Genomic DNA, 21,779 nt, shown 5'->3' with positions numbered 1-21,779 from the left:
AGGATATGCCTAAAATCAAGCTCTGTAAACATAGGATTTTATAGGCCGCTGGTCCTTTTTTTTATATATAAAATGAAAAAGAGTGGGGATAACCCCACTCCTAAGCCATTATGTGAAATTGTAAATTAGAATTGTCCTCCGCCCATGTTTTGTTGAGCAAAAGATACAAGACGTTTTGTGATCTCTCCTCCAACAGAACCGTTAGCGCGAGAAGTTGTGTCTGCTCCAAGGTTTACACCGAATTCAGAAGCGATTTCTAATTTCATTTGGTCGATAGCTTGAGCAGCTCCTGGTACTAAAAGGTTGTTGCTGTTACCTGAGTTATTGTTAGCCATGTGTCTCACCTCCTTGTGAGTATAGAATGTGTTAAAACACATGGCTTCATTCAAAAAAACTTTGGTAATTGTATACAGGAACCGGAGCTGATTAAAAGAGTTCTGTGAATTTATCGTTTGCTTCTTGTTCGCTATACAGCGTCATTGTCTCAATGTTTTCAACCGCTTCTTGAATATACGGCTCAAAATCAACAAAGCTTTCAAAGTGTTCAATTTTTTCTTTTTTAGGACGTGTTTTCGGGCTTGGCGGCGTAAAGATCGTGCAGCAGTCTTCAAACGGCTGAATACTTGTCTCATATGTGCCGATTTCCCGTGATTTTTCGATGATTTCTGTTTTATCCATACCGACTAACGGACGCAAAATCGGTGTTGCCGTCACCGCATTAATCGCATACATGCTTTCAAGCGTTTGGCTCGCTACCTGACCGAGGCTTTCTCCCGTAATGATGGCAAGCCCGTTTCTCTTTTCTCTGATTCTGTCGGCAATTTGAAGCATGAGGCGGCGTGTTGCCGTCATTGTGTAGTTCTCAGGAATTTGTTTTTGGATGAGCTCTTGCGTTTTTGTAAACGGAACGATATGAAGCGTCATGCTTCCCCCAAAGCGGGACAGGCATTTTGCCAGATCCATGACCTTTTGCTTTGCGCGCTCGCTTGTGTATGGCGGGCTGAAGAAATGAACAGCTTCTACCGACAATCCCCGTTTCATCGCATAAAAACCGGCCACAGGGCTGTCAAAACCGCCGGAAAGCATCAGCATCGCTTTGCCTGCTGAACCAACGGGCAGGCCGCCTGCACCTTTTTCATCGCGAATCGTCAAAAAGGTCGCTTCCTCCCTGATTTCGATTCTGAGCGGGATGTCAGGATTGCGGACATCGACCGTCAAACCTTCTGTATTTCGCAAAATATGGCCGCCGATTTCAGCGTTCATTTGATTTGTATCTAATTCAAATTGTTTATAGGCTCTCTTCGTCGCGACTTTAAACGTATCACCAGGCTGATACTGATCCTCGATCGCCTGCAGAGCAGTTGCCTTAATATCATCAAGGCGGCTGTCACACTTAATCGCCAGGCTGAAGCTTTGAATGCCAAACACCTGCTTTAAATGAGGAAAAAGAGCCTCTAGATCTTCTCCATTTAATGTAATCGTCATGCGGTCCCGATTGGAAAAGTATTTTAAGTTCGGATAGTCTTTCAAAACGAGTCTGACGTTTTGCTTTAAGCGCTCAATAAAGCTTTTTCTGTTTTTGCCTTTGGTCGAAATTTCCCCAAAACGAATTAATATATGATCGTAATTCATGTTCTACCTCATCATTTTCTTTAATTTTTTGATGCCAGGACGCAGCGCGTTCATAAACGGTTCTGCCACATCGCTTGTCTGGCTGTAGTTTAAGCTGATTCTAATGCTGCTTCCGGCAATTTGCTCTCCCTTACCCATCTGTAAGAGAACTTTGCTGGGTTTATGTTCTTTTGCCGAGCAGGCCGATGTTGTTGAGACGAATATATCCTGTTCCTCAAGCATGTGTAAAAGCACCTCTGCTTTAATCCCCGGAACAGAGAAATTAATAATGTGCGGCGCACTATTTAGTTGAGGCGTGTTGACAACGACACCTTCAGTTTCACTCAGTCTCTTCATAAACAATTCCTTTGCGGCAGCCATTGTGTCAAGCCGGGTCTCAAAGTCAGCTGCGGCAAGATTAATGGCTTTGGCAAGTGAAACTGCACCAGCAGTATGTTCCGTTCCGGCCCGTATGCCTTTTTGCTGAGAGCCCCCCGTTATCAGCGGGATAAGGCGTGTTCCTTCTTTTACAATAAGTGCGCCTGTCCCCTTCAGCCCGTGAAATTTATGCCCGGAAATTGAACACAGATCAATGCCAGCCTTTTCAATTGCCAATGGCACTTTATAGATGCCCTGCACATAATCGACGTGGAACAAAATGTTCGGGTGCTTCTTCAGCACTTCCCCTGCCGCTTCAATCGGCTGCACGGAACCGACTTCATTGTTCACATGCATCATACTGACAAGCACAGTATCAGGACGGATGGCTTTTTTTAATTCTTCTATTGAAACAAATCCGTCTTCATTCACTGAAAGATAAGTGACGTCAAACCCGAATAGCTCTGTCAGCTGTTCTAACGATTCCGTAACGGATGGATGTTCGATAGAAGTGGCTATGATATGTTTGCCTGTTTTTATTTTTGACAACGCCGCTCCTTTTAAAGCCGCATTGTTGGCTTCTGTGGCGCCTGACGTAAATACAATATCATATTTTTTTAGGCCTAAGGACCTTTTGATTTGATTTTTGGCTGCCTGAAGCAGCTGTTCCGTTTCGGCTCCATATCGGTGCAAAGATGAAGGATTGCCAAAATATCGGCTGCTTGTCTGTTCATACACGTTCAAGACTTCATCGTAAGGCTTCGTCGTTGAACTATTATCTAAATATATCATCTTTTTTACTCCTTTATGAAAGCGGTACAAGGTATGATATTTATGTTACCATAACAAATTTTAATAGAAAATTACGAAAAACTAGTATTGACTTCTAAATTTTTTACCATATAATAAGATTTGTTCGTTTCGTCATATTATCTGACAATTAATTGACAGAATATTTTAACATAATTATTAGGAGGATTTTTTTCATGAAACACTCACTGCCTGTCAAAGATACCATTATTATTGGTTTCATGCTATTTGCGTTATTCTTTGGAGCAGGAAATATGATTTATCCGCCGGAACTTGGACAAGCAGCCGGACACAACGTCTGGAAGGCCATCGGCGGATTTTTACTGACTGGGGTAGGCCTGCCGCTTCTCGGTATTATCGCCATCGCATTAACCGGCAAGGACGCTAAAGGACTTGCTGATAAAGCACACCCTGTTTTCGGCACAATCTTTACTGTCGTGCTTTATTTATCAATCGGTCCATTATTTGCTATCCCGAGAACAGGAACTGTTTCATATGAAATCGGCGCTGTTCCGTTTTTGACTGGCGTACCAGAAAGACTTTCTTTATTTGTATTCACACTGATCTTTTTCGGAATTACGTACTATTTAGCGTTAAACCCATCCAAGGTTGTGGACCGGGTCGGAAAAATTCTTACTCCAATCAAATTCACCATTATTTTAGTGATTGTTCTTAAAGCCATTTTTACACCGATGGGCGGATTGGGTGCAGTTACAGAAGCATATAAAGGAACACCGGTATTTAAAGGATTTTTAGAAGGCTACAAAACAATGGACGCACTTGCTTCAATCGTATTTGGTGTTGTTGTTGTAAATGCTGTAAAAAGCAAAGGCGTTACACAGTCTAAAGCTCTTGCCGCTGCATGTATTAAAGCGGGTGTGATTGCCGCTTTAGGACTGACATTCATTTATGTATCCCTTGCATACCTGGGTGCAACAAGCACGAACGCAATCGGTCCTGTTGGCGAAGGAGCTAAAATTCTATCTGCGTCTTCCCATTATTTATTCGGTTCATTAGGAAACATCGTACTCGGTTCAGCGATTACAGTCGCATGTTTAACAACAAGCATCGGCCTTGTCACTTCTTGCGGCCAGTACTTTTCAAAGCTTATCCCGGCATTATCATATAAAATTGTCGTTACGATTGTCACGTTATTCAGCTTGATCATTGCGAATTTCGGACTCGCGCAAATTATCGCGTTTTCTGTTCCTATTTTATCAGCTATCTATCCGCTTGCCATTGTCATCATTGTTCTTTCATTTATTGATAAGCTCTTTAAGGAAAGACGCGAAGTGTACATCGCATGCTTGATCGGTACAGGATTATTCAGTATTTTAGACGGCATCAAAGCAGCCGGCTTTTCACTTGGATCTTTAGATGCGTTTCTAAGTGCGAACCTTCCTCTTTACAGTCTCGGCATCGGCTGGTTGCTTCCAGGAATCATCGGAGCGGTTATCGGCTATGTGCTTACCTTATTTATTGGCCCATCCAAACAGCTTAAAGACATAAATTAATGTCATAGAACGCCTGCGTTATTGCGCAGGCATTTTATAATGGAAAAAGAGCCCGCTTATTACAATGCGGGCTCTTTTTCATATCGTGATTGATTAAGCGGATATATCAGCTTTGATTTTTGCAACTGCACCTGGCGCAGCTTTCTCTACAGCGGCAGCTGCAATTTCATAAGAATCTTCATAGTCAAAAGCATAAAAACGTCTTTCCGCTTCTTTCAGCTGTTCAGATAAAATATGATTCTGGCTTCTGAACCGGTTTCCGAACTGAATGATTTTTTCAATGAGGATCACCTGCTCGACAAGTTCCTCTGATTCCCGGCTTGCCCTGTTGACAATATCTTCTGCTTGCTTCAAATGGGCTCCGGCTTCTTCCATATTTAAAGGGAGTTCGTTTAATTGATTGACTGTTTCTTGAATGTGATGATGCGCGTTTTCCAGCATCTCTTGAATATGACTCGGAATGCCTGGAATGTTGCTTGTCTTCAGCAGTCTTGCTGTCTCAGCAATTGTTTTTTTCAAATTACTGAGCGTCTCTCTCGCCTGAAGCTCTTCTTTTCTCAGCGCTTGCAGCTTTCCACGGTATTCGGCATGATCTTTTTTCACTTCTTCAATCTGCTTCTCTATTGAAGCAACCTCTTCTACTAAAAGAGAGTAGGCGACATGCTCTGCATCGAGCTTATCTTTAACGGATGAGAGCAGCTTGCCAATCTCATCAAGGCGCTTTTCAAAGGCCTGCTGTTTGCCGAGCTCGCCAGCTGTCAGTCTGTAGCTTTCCTTCACCAGCTCAGTTTCCGCCTTTGTATGTTCTTTCTCTTCTTTCAGCTTGTCATAAGCAATGATCAATTCAGGCATTTTGCTAAGCACAGATTGGCCGGCTTCGACTTCACCCTCCAGCTGCTGATAAACAGATTGAATATTTTCGTCTATGAGCTGCAGGATTGCGGACGCTTCATCAATATCCAGCTCAGTCATCAAGACATGTTCCGCCCGTTTCAACTGATTTGACAGATTTTCTAATTCCTTATCAAGCTGGATATGCTCAAGCTTATACCCTTTCTCTTTCATTTCGCGATAGCCGTCCTTGAGCTTTGCAATCTGGCCGGGCACCGTCTGCTTGCAGTCCGCTAACAGCTTCGGCACGTCATCTATGTATGACTGAAGCCTTTCAAGATTGCGTTCCTGTTCAAGCAGCACTTTTCGTGCGGTAATATAGTTTCCGCCTTCTGTTTCTGCTTCAAATTGTTTGATCCCGCTCCAAATTTCGTCAAGATCCTTTTCAAGGCTGTCATAAAGCTCCCCGTAAAGATGGCTGTAAGCCAGCAGGTTTTTTCGCGATTTTGAATAGCGCTCTCTCACCAGTTCAATCTCTTCACGGCTCTTTTCCTCACTTGTGACAAGGTCGCTGATTTCCCGCAGAATCTTTTCAATGTTCGATTCGGCCGCTGTCAGCAGGTCGTCGATATGAACGAGCACTTGATTGGCTTTTTTAAATCGGTATTTGTCTGCATTTTCCTCGGCATCATAAAGGAGCTCTTCAACTTTCGGCATATGGGCTGTGACAATCTCATCCCATTCTTCACGCCACTTCTCAAAGAACTCTTCTGTCTGACCCGTCATTTTCAAATGTTTGATTTTGGACATTTCTTCCACAATCGACCGGTTCAGAATTTCAATCTTCCACGATTCCAGCCGGTCGATTTCGGCGTAGATTTTTTTCCTGAAAAAGTAGCCTGCCGCAAACAACGCAAGCAGTACAATTAATAATCCAATGACAAACTCCATAATGAGCCCCCTTGCTGTTAACCTTAATCTGTCAGGGTGTTTTATTTATTCAGAAAGATTTCAGGATATGTATTGAGAAAAACTGTCGTTTTCATTGTTATTATGATACCATGTAACCAACATTTTTTGACCAGAAATCAAAAACTTTTTGTGCAAAATCGGCAGGATTTGACTATTTTTTCACGGGGTGACGCCAATGCAAAAGCGAGACGGGCATATTCACACACCATTTTGCCCTCACGGCTCAAATGACACACTCAGACAATATGCAGAAGAAGCCTTAAAGAAAGGCTTTAAATCGATTACTTTTACCGAACACGCCCCATTGCCTTCCTCTTTTACTGATCCGACGCCGCTAAAAGACAGCGCGATGGCGCAAGCCTCTATGGAACGCTATATCGATGAAATTTCCGGATTAAAAAAAGAATATCGCGGACAGCTTACCATACGAACGGGGCTTGAGGTCGATTATATTGCTGAATTTGAAGATGAGATTACATTATTTCTGGACACATACGGGCCATATTTAGATGACAGCATCTTATCCGTTCATTTTTTGCGCGCAGGTTCTTCCTATCTGTGCCTTGATTATGATGAGCATACCTTTCAAGAGCTGATTTCAGCCTGCGGAAGCATTGAAGCTGTATACGAACAGTATTACCGCAGCATCTATTCTTCCATTGTAGCATCTCTCGGCGGCTATAAGCCAAAAAGAGTCGGTCACATCACACTCGTCCAAAAATTCATCAAGCTGTTTCCGTACAGCATGTCTGAACATATTCGCGGACTCGTTTCTCAGTGCCTGCATGCCATTGAAGAAAACGGAATGGAGCTCGACTTCAATACTTCCGGATTAAGAAAAACATACGCAGGCGGCATTTATATCGAGGATTGGATGCTGAATGAAGCGAAGCAAAAGAAGATCCCGCTTGTGTTCGGGTCTGATGCCCATCAAGCGGGAGATGTCGGATACGCATATGAGGCGTTTTTGGAGCAGTGTTAATTGATGAGCGCCACGTCTCCTGTCCGGAAGACGCTTCTGATCCAAATCTTGATTTCTTCAAAATACATTTTATAAAAGTACGGTTCGTGCGGCTGCATGTAGAGCACTTCTGAAATATATTGAGGCTGGAGATAAGGCATCATCAAGAGAGATTTTAATTGGAGAATAAAATGAGGCAGCGGCAGCGTTAAATGTTCACGCTGTTTTTCTCCTTCCTCAATGATCAGCTGAAAGATATACTTTTCCTTCATTAGATATGTCGACATAATTTCTCTGATTAACGTGGAGTCGATCGTGACTTCCCGGTAGACAAAACGAGTTAATTGACGATGATTATGCTGATAGGATAAAATATCGAAAACCAATTGGAGCAGCTGTTCCTGCGTGCTTTGAGAAGAGATATTGCCTGCCGCTGTTTCAAGTGTTTTGTTGTAGCCTTCGTAAAACTCTGAAACTAAGTGTTCCATCAAACCTCCTTTGCCTTTAAAATAGTAGGAGATGTGCGCAACATTTACACCGGCTGACTTTGCGATTTCACGGACAGACGTGCCAGAAAATCCTTTTTGGTTAAAGAGCATGACAGCAGATTCAATAATTTTGTCTTTGGTGCTTACTTTCATTCGGCTCACTCCTTCCTCTTGATACTATTCAAGCAGAAGACCGCTGTTCCTGTAAGAACTTATCGACAAATGCCGGCAGAAAAGCCGGAACTTTGTTTTATATTATAGAAAAAGTGAGGGTTTTCCATGTTCCATGTCGAAAAACAATCTGGAGATAAAGAAAAAGACTATCAGCTTCTGCTAAAACAGCTCGAAGCCATGACCGAAGACGAAACAGACCAAATTGCAAACTATGCAAATGCTTCAGCGCTCCTTTATCATACGTTGCCTGAAGTGAACTGGGCGGGTTTCTATTTTGCCAAAGAAGAGGATGGACAGCTTGTGTTAGGGCCGTTCCAAGGTCTGCCGGCATGTGTTCGGATTCCTTTCGGCAGAGGCGTTTGCGGCACAGCATATGCAAACGGAAAAGTGGAGCGTGTTGAGGACGTTCATGCGTTTCCGGGACACATCGCCTGCGATGCGGCTTCTCAATCAGAAATTGTGCTTCCGATTCATGTAGGCGGAAAAGTTGTCGGCGTCTTGGACATCGACAGTCCAGTAAAAAACCGTTTCGACGAAATTGATGAAAAGTACTTATCACAATTTGCCGAAACGCTTGAAAAAGCGTTAGCACAGTAACATAAAAGCCCAAAACTGATATTGTTTTGGGCTTTTTTTATTTTATTGATTCGTGAACCATCATGCGGTTTTTTCCGTTTCGTTTCGCGCTGTAGAGCGCTTCATCAGCCTCATGCACAAGCTCTTTTAGGGACTTTCTTGTTTCTGCCGTCCAGCAGGAAATCCCGCAGGATATGGTCACCTCGGGTTTCGTGTTTTTTCTGACCGCATAAACCAGTCTCTCAGTAATCCGTTTTCCCACCGCAACCGTCACATTCGGCAAATAAATCGCCAGCTCCTCGCCTCCCCAGCGGGCGCCGACATCATGCTTGCGGATGTTGCTTTTAATCACCGAAGCGACTTGAATTAAAATCTCGTCCCCAGTCTGATGTCCGTACGTATCATTTACATTCTTGAAATTATCTATATCAACAAGAATAAAAACACCCTTTTGGTGGATTTTCATGCTGTATTGAATTTTTTCATCTAAATACACCCTTGAATACAGCTCAGTCAGCTGATCTGTTTTGACAAGATGCTCAAGGCGGTCCCGGAGCATTGAGTTGGTTACAGCCAGTGTCGCGTGATGAATCAGCGCCTGAAACAGCTTGTACATTTCAAAAGTAAAAGCGTACATCTCCTGTTTCAATAAAACCGCAAAGCCTAAAAGCCTGTCGTTCTCAATCATTGGAACAGCCATCAGGGAGCCGTAGCCGGCCTTCCCGAAAACAGACTGGCCATTTCCGATAAAAACCCCTTTTTCCCCTTCATACAGCTTTTCTTTCAATTCATGATAAAAATCAGATGGCTTCGCTTCTTTGAAAAACGCTGTGCTGCCGGGGAGCAATGTTAGGTTTTCAAAATGGTCTATATGAAAAAAACCGACTTCTTCCGCTTGGAACGATTCTGCCATTCTCACAGCCAGATCATTCATCGTATCGGTCAGCGTCAGCCGCTGATTCAGGCGGCGTGACGTTTCATTGATCAATTCCAAATTTGCGATGCTTGCTTTTGATTGTTCATAGAGCTGGGCATTTTCAAACGCTTTTCCTGCCGCGTTTGCTATCAGCGACATTTCATCAAGATAGGCGTCAGTAATAAAACTGCCTCCCGTTCCTTCAGCCATCAAAACTCCGTACGTTCCCTGCTGTCCTTTTATCGGAATGTAGGCGGCAGATTCATTTTTCCGCAAAATATCTCCGGTCAAATACACTTTGAGCGCAAAGGAATCAGATTTTTCCCCTTCCATATACAGCTCTTTTGCAGGAACGCCTAAACATTGATCTTGGTCGTGCGATATAAATAAAGAGAACTTAAACAGAGAAAACGTGCGGGTTAAGCTTTCTAAAAGCTGCTTCAGCACCTCTGTCTGATCAAGCAGTGAATGGAACAGCTCAGTCATTTTATATATCTTTTTTTGATAGATCGTTTGGATATAGAGTCTTTCCTGTTTCTTTGACTGGTTTAAAAATGAAGCAACCACGTCCGGAAGCCCTTCAGGAATCTCTCCATCCTGTCTGCATGTAAGGTGAAAGCGCCTGCCAGAGACGTCCTCAATCTTATAAAATGAAGCGTTTATTTTATAAGCGGAAAAACGCACTTCATCATCTGCCACATTTGCCACAGAGTCTGATGGTGACGGTGTAAGCGAAATACAAAGGGATGAAAAATAGGTTTGAATAGCCGAAGTCAGCCATATGAAAGAGTCGGTGAATGTGACTTTCTCAGATTTGGTCAATAAAAAATCGAGCATATGATAATGAAAGGCGGATAATTGATCTTTTGTTTGTTCTACCATGTTTTTATCACCTAAAAGTTTACCACTAATTTTTGTTTATTATATCATAAACGGCGAATCAATAATGGAGGAATGGTTGACTTCAAAACAAATAAATTATATAATGACCTTTGTGTGAAATATTGCAGCCTTTTTGTTCAGCTTCTATGTTTTCATTTTGTTCCTTATCCATAAGGTGTATCGTGTAACTCTCTGCTGCTGGAGCGAGGATACATGAAAACAAAATGTGCATGGTCGAATAGAGCAGACGGTTTTTATTTTCCACAAAAATAAAACCAAAGGAGGAGTCACATTATGGCTCGCTATACAGGTCCATCTTGGAAACTGTCCCGCCGTCTAGGAATCTCTCTTAGCGGTACAGGAAAAGAATTAGAAAAACGCCCTTACGCTCCAGGCCCACACGGTCCAGGACAACGTAAAAAATTATCAGAATACGGTTTGCAATTGCAAGAAAAGCAAAAGCTTCGTCACATGTACGGTGTAAACGAACGCCAATTCCGCACTTTGTTTGACAGAGCTGGCAAACTAGCTGGTAAACATGGTGAAAACTTCATGATTCTTTTAGATTCTCGTCTTGATAACGTTGTGTACAAGCTAGGTTTAGCACGTACTCGCCGTCAAGCTCGCCAATTGGTTAACCACGGTCACATTCTTGTAGACGGAAGCCGCGTTGACATCCCGTCTTACCTAGTGAAACCTGGCCAAACAATCGGTGTTCGCGAAAAATCAAGAAACCTTTCTATCATCAAAGAATCTGTAGAAGTGAACAACTTCGTTCCTGAATACCTTACTTTCGACGCTGAAAAGCTTGAAGGTACTTTCACTCGTCTTCCTGAGCGTTCTGAACTTGCTCCGGAAATTAACGAAGCGCTTATCGTTGAGTTCTACTCTCGTTAATCGTTTAAAAAACCCCTGCCGCTATGCGGTCGGGGTTTTTTTATCGTCTGATTCGTCTTTTGCCTCTTGCCGGCCAACACTTTCCTGCGCCTGCTGCTCCCAATAATCCCGCTGCAGCCTTTCTTTTGCAATCGTGCACATGAGATTCACGGTGAGCGCTCCTTTCTGTTAAAAGGTGGTGACTGGTCGTGTTTGCCCTATCTAATATACTCTTTTCCTGTCATTCCTATGCGATAAACAAAAAAAGATCCTTTGCCGTTAGGCAAAGGATCTTTTTTCTTATTTGTACGTCACAAGGAAGTATTTTTTCTTTCCGCGGCGCAGAACAGTAAATTGATCTTCGATGCGGTCTTCAGCCGATAGGATATAATTGATCTCCGTTTGGCGTTCGCCGTTAATGTAAACAGCTCCGTTTTGAATGTCTTCACGCGCTTGGCGTTTTGAAGGAGATAATGTAGATTGCACCAATACATCTACAAGTGAAAGCTCTTGGCTGATGTCAGCTTCCATAGAAGGGACATCTTTAAAGCCCACTTTTACGTCTTGGGCAGAAAGCTCTTTAATATTGCCGCTGAACAATGCTTGGGAAATATTGATGGCTTGCTTCAGCGCCTCGCGTCCATGAACGAGCGCTGTCACTTCTTCTGCCAAGCGTTTTTGCGCTTCACGCTTTTCAGGCGCCGTTTCTGTTTTCTCAGCGTATGCTTCAATTTCCTCTTTTGATAGGAACGTAAAGTATTTTAAGTATTTGACAACGTCACGGTCATCTGTGTTGATCCAGAATTGATAGAACTCATACGGCGATGTTTTTTCTTTATCAAGCCAGATCGCGCCGCCTTCCGTTTTTCCGAACTTCGTGCCGTCTGCTTTTGTGACAAGCGGAATGGTGAGACCGAACGCTTTTGCTCCTTCTTCTTCTGATTTTCTGATCAGTTCAAGGCCCGCTGTGATGTTGCCCCACTGATCACTTCCGCCGATTTGCAGCTTACAGTTTTTCTCTCTGTACAGATTTAAGAAATCATAAGATTGAAGAATCATGTAGCTGAATTCCGTGTATGAAATGCCGGATTCAATTCTTGAGCTAACCGTGTCTTTTGCCAGCATGTAATTGATGCCGAAGTTTTTACCGACGTCACGAAGGAAGTCAATCACATTCATTTTGCCGATCCAGTCATAGTTGTTCGCGATGACAGCAGGGTTTTCTGCTGCGTCAAAATCAAGAAATCTGGACAGCTGGTTTTTAATTTTTTGGGACCATTCGGATACGATGTCAGCAGTGTTTAATGTACGCTCCGCTTTTTTTCCGCTCGGATCGCCGATGAGACCAGTCGCGCCGCCCACAAGTGCAATCGGATGATGCCCCGCAAGCTGAAAACGGCGGAGTGTTAAAATGGGCAGCAGGTGTCCGATATGCAAGCTGTCTGCTGTCGGATCAAAGCCTGAGTACAGGCGGATTTTTTCTTCATTCAGCTGTTTATTTAATCCTTCTTCATCCGTCATTTGCTGAATCAATCCGCGGAAGGATAAGTCTTCAAGTAAGTTTGTCATGAGATATAGCTCCTTTTTTGATTAAAATAAAAAACGCCCCTTCGTTTACACGAAGGGACGATTGATTATCGCGGTACCACCCTACTAATAAGAGAACGCAAAACATTCGTCTTATCACTTTGCCTGATAACGGATCAGGTCCGTTCTTTCACTACTGAAAGCCTGGCTGGCTTTGTTTGCAAAAGCGGTTCATGAGTGTATTCGATATATCCGTCTGTGCTGATTTTCACCGGCCATCAGCTCTCTGGAACGTAAGGATATTCTACTTGTCTCAATCTTTACCTTTTCATATGAAGCTATCTCATTTTTAACATAAATAAAATCCCGTGTCAACGTCGCCTTTTAATCCTCCATCGTTGACAGATCTCCGGCCGGCAGATTAAGCTCCCACGCCTTAAGCACGCGTCTCATGATCTTTCCGCTCCGGGTTTTCGGAAGCTTATCTTTAAATTCAATCTCACGCGGAGCCGCATGGGCTGCAAGACCCTGCTTTACAAATAGGCGGATCTCGTCTTTCAGTTTATCGGACGGCTCAAATCCTTCTCTGAGTGCGATAAAGGCTTTAATGATTTCTCCCCGCACCGGATCGGGCTTTCCGATCACGCCCGCTTCTGCAATGGCCGGATGTTCGACAAGCTTGCTTTCCACTTCAAATGGGCCGACGCGTTCACCGGAGGTCATAATGACATCATCAACTCTGCCTTGGAACCAGAAATATCCCTCATCATCCATGTAAGCAGAATCGCCAGACACATACCAGCCGCCCGGCATGAAATACGATTCGTACTTTTCAGGGTTATTCCAAATGGTATGCATCATGGAAGGCCAGCCCTTTTTAATGGCGAGATTGCCCATTCGATACGGCGGAAGCTCGTTGCCCTGATTGTCAACGATTGCTGCCTCCACACCGGGAATCGGCTTACCCATTGAACCCGGTTTGATATCCATGCAAGGATAGTTGCAGATGAGCTGGCTGCCCGTTTCTGTCATCCACCACGTATCGTGGATTCGTTTGTTAAAGACTTTATGCCCCCATCTGATGACTTCCGGATTTAACGGCTCTCCGACACTGAGCACATGCCGGAGTGAGGTTAGATCATATTTCGCAGCCATCTCATCTCCCGCACCCATCAGCATCCGAAAAGCGGTCGGCGCGCTGTACCAGACATTGACGCCAAGCTGCTCAATCGTTCCATACCAGCTTTCCGGGCTGAAACGTCCGCCGACGATGACATTTGTCGCTCCGTTCAGCCACGGTGCAAAAATGCCGTATACCGTACCTGTCACCCAGCCCGGATCAGCTGTGCACCAGTAAATGTCTTCTTCCTGTAAATCAAGGACCCACTTTCCTGTCTGATATTGCTGAATCATCGCTTCATGGACATGAAGCACACCCTTTGGCGTTCCGGTAGAACCCGATGTATAGTGAAGCAGATAGCCGTCTTTTTTGTCCATCCATTCGATATCCAGTCTTGTGCTCTCCCGCTTTGCTGCTTCATCATAATTGATGATGTTTGTGCCGCTCTCAGCCTCTCCGCCGACTACGAATATATGCTGTAAGTGAGGCAGTTTGTCAGCCGGTATTCTCTCCAGCAGCTCAGGCGTCGTGACAACAACCTTCGCCTCACTGTTTTCAAGCCGGTCCTTCACCGCTCCCTCCATAAATGCTTCGAACAGCGGCCCGGCGATGGCGCCAATTTTGATAGCACCCAGCATAATAAAATAAAGCTCGGGTGATCTCGGCATAAAAATAAAAACGCGGTCCCCTTTTTCCACATTTCCATACCGTTTCAGCACATTCCCGGCTCTGTTTGATTCATCCTTCATTTCTTTAAATGTGTATTTTTCATCCCGGTTTGCGTCTTTATAATAAAGCGCTACTTTGTTTTTTCGAAACGATTCGGCATGGCGGTCAATCGCTTCATATGCCGCATTCAGTTTCCCTGTCTCATGCCAGGAGAAATGTTTCTCTGCCTCGGTCCAATCAAAATGCCGGTACGTTTCTTCATAGTTTTTTAAATGATAATCCCCTTCCACTGCTGGTAACGCTTTCAAATTCATGCCCAAACATCCCCCTTTGCTGAAGTTGTCACATTTATTATAGTATATATTCATATTCTTCTCAATTTTTAAAATATAAACCATATTGAAAACGCTTTATAATTTGTTATTCTTAAAGAAGGCATGTATTTTTATAAGAATTGATGGGACGGTGGATCAGTGGAACATCATAAAACATACCATTCAGCAAACATCAAAACAGCAACCGGCTCCTTACTGATAGAAGGGCCTGTCTCTCAAGAGGATTTGGCAGGTTATGAGTTTCATAAGGATTTAACCGCATTTCGCCCGCCCCGCGAGCAGCATGAAGCGCTAGTCGACATTGCCGGCCTTCCCGAGGGGCGCATTATCATCGCCAGAGACGGCCGAACCATTGTCGGCTATGTGACGTATTTATATCCTGACCCGCTCGAAAGATGGTCTGAAGGAAATATGGAGGATTTGCTTGAGCTCGGGGCCATCGAGGTGGCGCCGGCCTATCGGGGATGTTCTGTCGGTAAGACGCTTCTGACCGTCAGCATGATGGATGAGCAAATGGAAAACTATATTGTGATGACAACGGAATATTACTGGCATTGGGATTTAAAAGGAATGAAAAAAGATGTGTGGGAATACAGAAAGCTCATGGAGAAGATGATGAATGCAGGCGGATTGGTCTGGTTTGCGACGGATGAGCCAGAGATCAGCTCCCACCCTGCAAACTGTCTGATGGCACGCATCGGAAAAAACGTCAGCCAGGAATCAATTGAACAATTTGACAGGCTCCGTTTTTATCATCGTTTTATGTATTAACTGACACTGACAAAGGGGAAAAAATAATGATTGTTGAGCAAATCATGAAAAGGGATGTCATTACATTAACGAAGACGGATACGCTTGAAACAGCCATATGCAAACTGAAGGAATTCCATATCAGGCATCTGCCTGTTGTAGATGAAGACCGCCATGTGATCGGCATGATTACAGACAGAGACATGAAACAGGCCAGCCCGAGTATTTTTGAAGAAAGCAAACGAAGCCGATTTCTCACACGAAGAGTAGATTCAATTATGAAAAAAGATGTCGTCTGCGCCCACCCGCTTGATTTTGTCGAAGAAATATCTGCCGTGTTCTACGAGCATGGCATCGGCTGTCTTCCAGTGGTAAAGCATCAAAAATTAATAGGCATTTTGACAAAAACGGATTTGCTGCGGACATTTGTCAAATTGACTGGCGCTGACCAGCCGGGGTCGCAAATTGAAATAAAAGTAAACGACATCACCAAAAGCCTTGCGCAAATCAGCAGCCTTTGCCAAGAACTTCAAGTGAAAATATTGAGTGTGCTTGTCTATCCGCATGATGATCCCGGTGTGAAAGTGCTTGTCTTCCGTGTAAAAACGATGAATCCGCTGCCGTTTTTGCAGGCATTACAAAGAAATGGTCACCACGTCGTCTGGCCGTCAGAGCAAAGGGATCTGCTATGAGAGACAGCGTATTTATCTATTCTCCATCCTATCAAACCTATATGTTTCATCAGGAACATCCATTTAATCAGCAGAGGGTTCTGTTAACATACGATTTGCTTAAGACGATCAATGCCTTTGATGATGGAGACATTGTCAGTCCAAGACTCGCGGCTGAAGAGGAGCTTGCCCTTGTCCACACAGACGATTACATTCAGGCGGTAAAGCTTGCAGGTGGAGGAAAACTTCCCGCTGAAGAAGGAGAAAGCTACGGGCTCGGCACAGAAGATACACCTGTCTTTGCAGGCATGCATGAAGCTGCATCACTCTTAGTCGGCGGCACCTTAACGGCCGCAGACTGGGTAATGTCGGGACAAGCCCTGCATGCGGCCAACCTTGGAGGAGGCCTTCATCACGGCTTTCGGGGGAGAGCTTCAGGGTTTTGCATATATAATGACAGCGCTGTGGCGATTCAATATATCCAGAAAAAATACAGCGCCAGGGTACTTTATATTGATACCGACGCCCACCACGGGGACGGTGTGCAATTTACGTTTTACGATAACCCTGACGTATGCACGCTGTCCATTCATGAAACAGGAAGGTATTTATTCCCCGGAACCGGCCAAGTCCAGGAAAAAGGCAGTGGAAAAGGATATGGCTATTCTTTTAATATCCCGCTTGACGCTTTTACAGAGGATGATTCTTTTCTTGAAGCTTACCAGACAGCAACTTCAGAAGTCGCCGCTTATTTTCAGCCGGATGTCATTATCAGCCAAAACGGCGCCGATGCCCATTACTATGACCCGCTGACGCATTTATCTGCGACTATCAACATATACGAAGAAATTCCCCGGCTTGCACACACTTTAGCGCATCAATATTGCGGAGGAAAATGGATTGCAGTCGGAGGCGGCGGATATGATATTTGGCGTGTCGTGCCCCGCGCCTGGGCCAGAATCTGGCTTGAAATGAAGGGAATTGATCCCGGACGCGATATCCCGCCCGAATGGATCGCTAAGTGGCAAAAACAATGCCCTGTTACCCTTCCGTCCAGCTGGAGCGATCCGGACGATTTATATCCTCCAATACCCCGCAAGCCCGAAATTACAGAAAAAAATGCTCAAACTGTCAGCAAAGCATTATATGCAATACGATCTGAGCAGCAGCAAAGAACAAAGTAAAAAAACGACCTTCACGAAGAGGTCGTTTTTGATTTTTTGATCACAATTTCCACACGCCGGTTTTCCTTCATGTGTTCGTTTGTCTTGTTATCCTTTACAGGCTTTGTATCCGCATAACCGACAGCGATAAAGCGCTTCGATGGAAGATTCTCTTTTGATGTGAAATATTGAATGACTCCGCTCGCCCGTGCTGCTGACAGCTCCCAGTTAGACGGGTATCGGTATGTCGAAATATTTCGGCTGTCTGTATGGCCCTCCACCTGAATGTCATTTGGAATGGTTTGAAGAAGAACGGCAATTTGGTGAAGAAGTGTTTCGGCATTTTTCAGCACCTTTGCCTCACCTGTATCAAACAGCACAGCCTCCTGCAGAACGAGCACGACACCGCGTTCATCCCGTTTGGCTGTGGCCTTCAAATGATTGTCTTTTATATATGTATTTACTTTCTTGAGAAGCTGATCCTGCTGATCCTCTTGCTTCTCCGCATCGGCTGGGGATGTATCCTTTTTTTCTATGGACGTTTGGTCCGGCTGGAGCCCGCGGCCTTCCTTTTGGATCGAGTCGACTGCGGCTTTAAATTTTTGCAGATCGATTTGGGACATCGAAAAAAGTAAAATAAAGAACACAAGGATCAAGGTAATCAGATCTGTAAAGGTGACCATCCAGCTGGATGAAGATTGACTGTTTTTCCCGCTTCCATTCCTTCTTTCAAAACGTTCTCTTCTAAGCTTCATGTACAGATCCCTTTTTTGTTTTTACTTGATTCGGCTGCTTCTGCCATTCTTCCCGGGAGCTGAAAACGACAAGCTGGCTTTCGAGATTGCGAGGGTTTTTACCGGATTGGATTCCGATAATGCCCTCAACCATTACCTGCTTGATGAAGATTTCACTTTCTGTTTTTTCTTCGAGCTTAGCCGCAATCGGGTTGAACACCATGTTTGCCAGCAATGACCCATATAAGGTCGTCAGAAGCGCAACGGCCATATTCGGTCCAAGCATTTGTGGATCATTTAAGTTTTTGAGCATCAGCACGAGCCCGACGAGCGTTCCGATCATGCCCCATGCCGGAGCGAATTCACCCGCTTTTTCAAAAACACGCCGTCCTTTGCGGTGCCGTTCCTCCATTGCTGCGATTTCTGAGTCCATGACGAGCCGAATCGTTTCTTCATCCCAGCCGTCAATTGCTAAAAGCAGCCCTTTTTTCAAGAATGGATCTTTGATCTCCCGAGCCTGATCATCCAATGATAAAAGCCCGTGTTTTCGCGCATGATCAGAAAGAGAGACAAAGGTTTTCACAAGATCTTTCACATTGTCTTCCTGGCGGATAAATGCCTGCTTTAACACAGACGGCGCTTTTTTCAGCTCTTTCGGCGGAAAACTGATAAAAACAGCGGCGCAAAGCCCCCCTGTTACGATGAAGAAAGAGGTTAGATCAAGAAAAGAGCGGAAACCGCTTACTCCCGATCCCGAAATAATTCCGATCACAATAATAATCGTTCCTAACACAAAACCAACAGGTGTAAGATAATCAAAACGTTTCATCATTTCTCCCCATGAAAAAAGCAAGAATTCACCTTAGAGGTGAAGCTTGCTCTCTTGTTTTTCTTATGACTTGGTTGACTGTCTTAACTCTATACGGTGCGGCAGTTCGACGATATGCTCTTCAACCGGCTCTTTATTCATGAGCTTTGTCAGCAGTCTCATCGCAACGGCGCCAATATCATATGTCGGCTGAACAACTGTTGAAAGCTGCGGACGAACCATGAGGCTTAATCTTGTATTATCAAAGCCGATAATGTCGAGATCCTCAGGAATTGATAAGCCTTGATCCTGAGCGGCATGGATAATGCCGAGTGCCATTTCATCAGTTGCAGAAAGAATGGCTGTCGGTTTTTTGTCCAGGCTCATCAAATGCTGCAGCGCTTCAAGTCCGGAATCATATGTGTAATCCCCTTCAGCGACAAATTGTTCATTAAACGGAAGGTTCGCTTCTTCAAGCGCACGTTTGTAGCCTTGGAGTTTTTTCGAGCGGTTGATCGGTTCTGTCATTGGTCCAGATACGAATGCAATTTCTGTATGTCCTTTATCAACCAAAAGCTTAACTGCATCATAAATCGCCTGTTCGTAATCGATGGCGACTGACGGTGTTTCCCCCTGCTCTTCTACAGAAGCGGCAAGTACAATCGGTACTGGGGAGCGTTTAAATTCCGCAACATGCTCGTCCGTAATGTTTCCGCCCATAAACACGATGCCGTCCACTTGTTTGCCGAGCATTGTGTTTAACAGGTGCAGCTCTTTCTCCAGGTTTTGGTCAGAGTTGCTCAAAATGATGTTGTATTTATACATTGTCGCGATATCTTCAATTCCGCGTGCAAGCTCTGAATAGAAAATGCTTGAGATATCTGGAATGATGACACCTACAGTTGTTGTTTTTTTGCTTGCCAGCCCTCTTGCCACCGCGTTTGGACGGTAGCCGAGACGGTCAATGGCTTCCAAGACTTTTTTCCGCGTTGTCGGTTTTACATTCGGGTTGCCGTTCACGACACGGGAAACGGTTGCCATGCTTACATTAGCTTCTCTCGCTACATCGTAGATCGTAATATTGCTCATCCTAAAACCACTCCTTTTACTGGATACACTTATCCTTATCTATAGCATAAACACTTTATGTAGAGAAATGTCATAATGTCCGAATTTATGTCGTTTATGATTTGTAAGCGTAAGTCAGTAGTGTACATTATTTTTCATTATTCATCAAATTTAAATACTTCTCATGAAATTATACACGTTTTTATAGATGATGAAAACGTATACTTGGGTTTTATAACTAAATAAACGAGAAAGCATAAAAAAAGGCCGCAGACGCGGCCTTTTGTATTGTTCAATTAAGCGTTGACTTTCACCATTGGTTTCAGTTCATTCAGCCATTTTTCGAATTCAGGAATCGCCATTTGCTGAGCAGAGTCAGAAAGTGCGACTGACGGATCAGGGTGAACCTCAGCCATTACGCCGTCTGCGCCGATCGCTAAAGCAGCTTTAGCTGTCGGAAGCAAGAGGTCGCGGCGGCCAGTTGAATGCGTTACATCAACAAAGACCGGCAAATGCGTTTCTTGTTTCAAAATCGGCACAGCAGAAATATCCAGCGTATTTCTCGTTGCTGTTTCGTATGTTCTGATACCGCGCTCACAAAGGATGATTTGGTCGTTTCCTTGTGACATGATGTATTCAGCCGCATTGATGAATTCAGAGATCGTTGCAGCAAGTCCGCGCTTCAGAAGCACTGGCTTTTTCACTGCGCCGGCCGCTTTCAGCAATTCGAAGTTTTGCATGTTGCGTGCTCCGATTTGAATGACATCAATGTAGTCCAGCGCTTCTTCGATATGAGCCGGTGTTACAATTTCACTGATAACTGCCAGATCAAATTCGTCCGCTACACGTTTTAAAATTTGAAGACCTTCAACTCCAAGCCCTTGGAAATCGTATGGGCTCGTACGAGGCTTAAAGGCTCCCCCACGCAAAATTTTAATTCCTTGTTTTTTCGCAGCTGCAGCCACTTCAGCCACCTGCTCGTAGCTCTCTACTGCGCATGGACCGACGATGAATCTTTGCTGGCCGTCTCCGATTTTTTCACCCTTGATATCAACAATTGTATCTTCAGGTTTTTTCTTGCGGGAGACAAGCAGCGCTTTGCTGTGATCTTCTTCCTGAAGCTCTAAACCGGCTTTGAATATCTCTTTAAAAATGTGCTGGATGGTAGAATTTTCGAACGGCCCGTCATTGTTTTCAATGATGTTGTTTAACATTGTGCGTTCTCTGACAGGGTCAAATCGATTGACACCCTGTGCTTCCTTCGCTTTACCGATCTCTTTTACAACATTTCCGCGTTCGTTGATTAATTTTAGAATTTGTAGATTTAATTCGTCTGCTTTCTGCCTTAAAAGCTCTAATTCTGTGTTGCTCATTTTTTTCATCCTTTCCCTGCACATTCATTTTTTATTTTGTAGTTATCATGCATCTTACTATAAGTAATTCCAAATGGAAATACTGAAATACAAAAAATTTTATAAAAACTCTACTTTATTACCCAAACGCTTTTAAGTGATAAAGTAATCTATGAAGTTATCCTACATGATGTGAGGGCAATGTTCAAGGGTTTTTTCAAAAAAAAAAGCGCCAGATCATATCTGGACGCTTTTTTCTATGACAAATGCTGCTCAATGGCCGCTTCTGTAATTTGTGAATGTGAGATATGCCATTTCACCTTACCGTTTTGGATGACGAAAACCTGAGGGCTTTCGTGCTTTACACCGTATGTTTCTGCGATGAAATTTGACAGCGGACGGGCATCTTGTACTTGCAGAAAGTAAGCCCGTACATCCTCATGCTGATTTGCAAAGGCATCAAACTCATGAAATGCTGCCTGGCTGATCGGGCATGTGATGCTGTGTTTAAAGAAGACGAAAGTGCCTTCCTGTTCTGCAATCCGTTTAAATTCTTCCTCAGATTGAATAAGCTGTTTTGCCATTACTCAAGA

General features: G+C 44.1%; 21 protein-coding genes and 1 other annotated feature. Of the genes, 7 read left to right on the top strand and 14 right to left on the bottom strand.

What is annotated here, in order from left to right; translation table 11 throughout:
* Positions 1-125: 125 nt before the first annotated feature.
* The 3 genes from sspA to CVV77_RS12335 all read right to left on the bottom strand — a co-directional run bounded on the left by sspA (position 126) and on the right by CVV77_RS12335 (position 2,781).
* Positions 126-335, bottom strand: coding sequence for an alpha type acid-soluble spore protein SspA (gene sspA / locus CVV77_RS12345; RefSeq protein WP_003223491.1), 210 nt, complete (start codon positions 333-335; stop codon positions 126-128).
* 91 nt (positions 336-426) lie between these two features.
* On the bottom strand, positions 427-1,632 hold the full coding sequence (gene thiI / locus CVV77_RS12340) for a tRNA uracil 4-sulfurtransferase ThiI (protein WP_100275527.1): 1,206 nt from the start codon (positions 1,630-1,632) through the stop codon (positions 427-429).
* A 3-nt stretch (positions 1,633-1,635) separates the two neighbouring features.
* The gene (locus CVV77_RS12335) at positions 1,636-2,781 is read right to left on the bottom strand and encodes a cysteine desulfurase family protein (RefSeq protein ID WP_100275526.1); all 1,146 of its coding nucleotides are present in this window, start codon (positions 2,779-2,781) and stop codon (positions 1,636-1,638) included.
* A 194-nt stretch (positions 2,782-2,975) separates the two neighbouring features.
* Here CVV77_RS12335 and brnQ point away from each other — a divergent pair, with 194 nt between their 5' ends.
* Positions 2,976-4,313, top strand: coding sequence for a branched-chain amino acid transport system II carrier protein (gene brnQ, locus CVV77_RS12330; RefSeq protein WP_019259186.1), 1,338 nt, complete (start codon positions 2,976-2,978; stop codon positions 4,311-4,313).
* Positions 4,314-4,406: 93 nt separating this feature from the next.
* Here the strand turns inward: brnQ and ezrA are convergent, their stop codons facing one another.
* Positions 4,407-6,095 carry a septation ring formation regulator EzrA gene (gene ezrA, locus CVV77_RS12325; RefSeq protein WP_100275525.1) on the bottom strand — a complete coding sequence of 563 codons (1,689 nt, stop codon included), beginning with the start codon at positions 6,093-6,095 and terminating at the stop codon, positions 4,407-4,409.
* A gap of 196 nt (positions 6,096-6,291) precedes the next feature.
* On the opposite strand from ezrA, the gene hisJ reads away from it, so the two are divergent.
* Entirely contained in the window at positions 6,292-7,098 is an 807-nt protein-coding gene (gene hisJ, locus CVV77_RS12320) for a histidinol-phosphatase HisJ (RefSeq protein ID WP_003237875.1), read from the top strand.
* Here the strand turns inward: hisJ and refZ are convergent.
* Positions 7,095-7,718 (bottom strand): transcriptional regulator RefZ, encoded by a 624-nt coding sequence (refZ, locus tag CVV77_RS12315; protein WP_019259189.1) that lies wholly within the window; start codon positions 7,716-7,718, stop codon positions 7,095-7,097. The genes hisJ and refZ overlap by 4 nt on opposite strands.
* A 126-nt stretch (positions 7,719-7,844) precedes the next feature.
* On the opposite strand from refZ, the gene CVV77_RS12310 reads away from it, so the two are divergent.
* Positions 7,845-8,336: a GAF domain-containing protein gene (locus CVV77_RS12310; RefSeq protein ID WP_100275524.1), complete on the top strand. Its 492-nt coding sequence runs from the start codon at positions 7,845-7,847 to the stop codon at positions 8,334-8,336.
* Positions 8,337-8,373: 37 nt separating this feature from the next.
* On the opposite strand, the gene CVV77_RS12305 is transcribed toward CVV77_RS12310, so the two are convergent.
* Complete coding sequence (locus tag CVV77_RS12305) at positions 8,374-10,113, bottom strand: diguanylate cyclase domain-containing protein (protein WP_084992907.1); 1,740 nt, start codon at positions 10,111-10,113, stop codon at positions 8,374-8,376.
* A 294-nt stretch (positions 10,114-10,407) separates the two neighbouring features.
* Between CVV77_RS12305 and rpsD the strand changes: the two genes are divergently transcribed.
* Positions 10,408-11,010, top strand: coding sequence for a 30S ribosomal protein S4 (gene rpsD / locus CVV77_RS12295; protein ID WP_003237886.1), 603 nt, complete (start codon positions 10,408-10,410; stop codon positions 11,008-11,010).
* 21 nt (positions 11,011-11,031) lie between these two features.
* Here rpsD and sr7p read toward each other — a convergent pair whose 3' ends face one another.
* From sr7p to acsA, 3 genes are all read right to left on the bottom strand, one after another.
* Positions 11,032-11,160: a small protein SR7P gene (gene sr7p / locus CVV77_RS22400; RefSeq protein WP_003237888.1), complete on the bottom strand. Its 129-nt coding sequence runs from the start codon at positions 11,158-11,160 to the stop codon at positions 11,032-11,034.
* A gap of 129 nt (positions 11,161-11,289) precedes the next feature.
* Positions 11,290-12,558, bottom strand: a complete 1,269-nt coding sequence (gene tyrS, locus CVV77_RS12290; protein WP_019259191.1) for a tyrosine--tRNA ligase — start codon at positions 12,556-12,558, stop codon at positions 11,290-11,292.
* Between the two features lie 50 nt (positions 12,559-12,608).
* Positions 12,609-12,846 (bottom strand) — a binding site (T-box leader).
* A gap of 54 nt (positions 12,847-12,900) precedes the next feature.
* Positions 12,901-14,619 carry an acetate--CoA ligase gene (acsA, locus tag CVV77_RS12280; RefSeq protein WP_100275523.1) on the bottom strand — a complete coding sequence of 573 codons (1,719 nt, stop codon included), beginning with the start codon at positions 14,617-14,619 and terminating at the stop codon, positions 12,901-12,903.
* A gap of 159 nt (positions 14,620-14,778) precedes the next feature.
* Between acsA and acuA the strand changes: the two genes are divergently transcribed.
* From acuA to CVV77_RS12265, 3 genes are read left to right on the top strand one after another with little or no spacing between them, the layout of a single operon-like run.
* Complete coding sequence (gene acuA, locus CVV77_RS12275; protein ID WP_019259193.1) at positions 14,779-15,411, top strand: acetoin utilization protein acetyltransferase AcuA; 633 nt, start codon at positions 14,779-14,781, stop codon at positions 15,409-15,411.
* Positions 15,412-15,437: 26 nt separating this feature from the next.
* A complete protein-coding gene (locus CVV77_RS12270) occupies positions 15,438-16,082 on the top strand; it encodes an acetoin utilization AcuB family protein (protein ID WP_100275522.1) in 645 nt (214 codons plus the stop codon).
* A complete protein-coding gene (locus CVV77_RS12265; protein WP_100275521.1) occupies positions 16,079-17,245 on the top strand; it encodes an acetoin utilization protein AcuC in 1,167 nt (388 codons plus the stop codon). The genes CVV77_RS12270 and CVV77_RS12265 overlap by 4 nt, the downstream gene beginning before the upstream one ends.
* Positions 17,246-17,256: 11 nt before the next feature.
* On the opposite strand, the gene motS is transcribed toward CVV77_RS12265, so the two are convergent.
* From motS to ytxJ, 5 genes are all read right to left on the bottom strand, one after another.
* Entirely contained in the window at positions 17,257-17,979 is a 723-nt protein-coding gene (motS, locus tag CVV77_RS12260) for a flagellar motor protein MotS (RefSeq protein ID WP_100275520.1), read from the bottom strand.
* Complete coding sequence (gene motP, locus CVV77_RS12255; protein WP_060400050.1) at positions 17,969-18,787, bottom strand: flagellar motor protein MotP; 819 nt, start codon at positions 18,785-18,787, stop codon at positions 17,969-17,971. Before motP ends, motS begins: the two co-directional genes overlap by 11 nt.
* A 63-nt stretch (positions 18,788-18,850) precedes the next feature.
* Positions 18,851-19,855 (bottom strand): catabolite control protein A, encoded by a 1,005-nt coding sequence (gene ccpA, locus CVV77_RS12250; protein WP_003237907.1) that lies wholly within the window; start codon positions 19,853-19,855, stop codon positions 18,851-18,853.
* 275 nt (positions 19,856-20,130) lie between these two features.
* Positions 20,131-21,207 (bottom strand): bifunctional 3-deoxy-7-phosphoheptulonate synthase/chorismate mutase, encoded by a 1,077-nt coding sequence (locus tag CVV77_RS12245; protein ID WP_003223454.1) that lies wholly within the window; start codon positions 21,205-21,207, stop codon positions 20,131-20,133.
* Positions 21,208-21,443: 236 nt separating this feature from the next.
* Positions 21,444-21,770 (bottom strand): bacillithiol system redox-active protein YtxJ, encoded by a 327-nt coding sequence (gene ytxJ, locus CVV77_RS12240; protein ID WP_100275519.1) that lies wholly within the window; start codon positions 21,768-21,770, stop codon positions 21,444-21,446.
* Positions 21,771-21,779 lie beyond the last annotated feature (9 nt).

This window comes from Bacillus sp. SN1 (genome assembly GCF_002796895.1).
GTDB lineage: Bacteria > Bacillota > Bacilli > Bacillales > Bacillaceae > Bacillus > Bacillus inaquosorum.
The sequence above is the reverse complement of the archived record's forward strand: the minus strand, read 5'-3'. Positions and strand labels throughout refer to the sequence as shown.

Coding starts and splice junctions, on each gene's coding strand:
- ezrA (WP_100275525.1), bottom strand. CDS start 6,095: ATGGAGTTTGTCATTGGATTATTAATTGTACTGCTTGCGTTGTTTGCG.
- tyrS (WP_019259191.1), bottom strand. CDS start 12,558: ATGACAAACTTACTTGAAGACTTATCCTTCCGCGGATTGATTCAGCAA.
- thiI (WP_100275527.1), bottom strand. CDS start 1,632: ATGAATTACGATCATATATTAATTCGTTTTGGGGAAATTTCGACCAAA.
- refZ (WP_019259189.1), bottom strand. CDS start 7,718: ATGAAAGTAAGCACCAAAGACAAAATTATTGAATCTGCTGTCATGCTC.
- CVV77_RS12305 (WP_084992907.1), bottom strand. CDS start 10,113: ATGGTAGAACAAACAAAAGATCAATTATCCGCCTTTCATTATCATATG.
- CVV77_RS12270 (WP_100275522.1), top strand. CDS start 15,438: ATGATTGTTGAGCAAATCATGAAAAGGGATGTCATTACATTAACGAAG.
- CVV77_RS12335 (WP_100275526.1), bottom strand. CDS start 2,781: ATGATATATTTAGATAATAGTTCAACGACGAAGCCTTACGATGAAGTC.
- ytxJ (WP_100275519.1), bottom strand. CDS start 21,770: ATGGCAAAACAGCTTATTCAATCTGAGGAAGAATTTAAACGGATTGCA.
- rpsD (WP_003237886.1), top strand. CDS start 10,408: ATGGCTCGCTATACAGGTCCATCTTGGAAACTGTCCCGCCGTCTAGGA.
- CVV77_RS12265 (WP_100275521.1), top strand. CDS start 16,079: ATGAGAGACAGCGTATTTATCTATTCTCCATCCTATCAAACCTATATG.
- motS (WP_100275520.1), bottom strand. CDS start 17,979: ATGAAGCTTAGAAGAGAACGTTTTGAAAGAAGGAATGGAAGCGGGAAA.
- hisJ (WP_003237875.1), top strand. CDS start 6,292: ATGCAAAAGCGAGACGGGCATATTCACACACCATTTTGCCCTCACGGC.
- ccpA (WP_003237907.1), bottom strand. CDS start 19,855: ATGAGCAATATTACGATCTACGATGTAGCGAGAGAAGCTAATGTAAGC.
- acsA (WP_100275523.1), bottom strand. CDS start 14,619: ATGAATTTGAAAGCGTTACCAGCAGTGGAAGGGGATTATCATTTAAAA.
- brnQ (WP_019259186.1), top strand. CDS start 2,976: ATGAAACACTCACTGCCTGTCAAAGATACCATTATTATTGGTTTCATG.
- CVV77_RS12245 (WP_003223454.1), bottom strand. CDS start 21,207: ATGAGCAACACAGAATTAGAGCTTTTAAGGCAGAAAGCAGACGAATTA.
- motP (WP_060400050.1), bottom strand. CDS start 18,787: ATGAAACGTTTTGATTATCTTACACCTGTTGGTTTTGTGTTAGGAACG.
- CVV77_RS12310 (WP_100275524.1), top strand. CDS start 7,845: ATGTTCCATGTCGAAAAACAATCTGGAGATAAAGAAAAAGACTATCAG.
- sspA (WP_003223491.1), bottom strand. CDS start 335: ATGGCTAACAATAACTCAGGTAACAGCAACAACCTTTTAGTACCAGGA.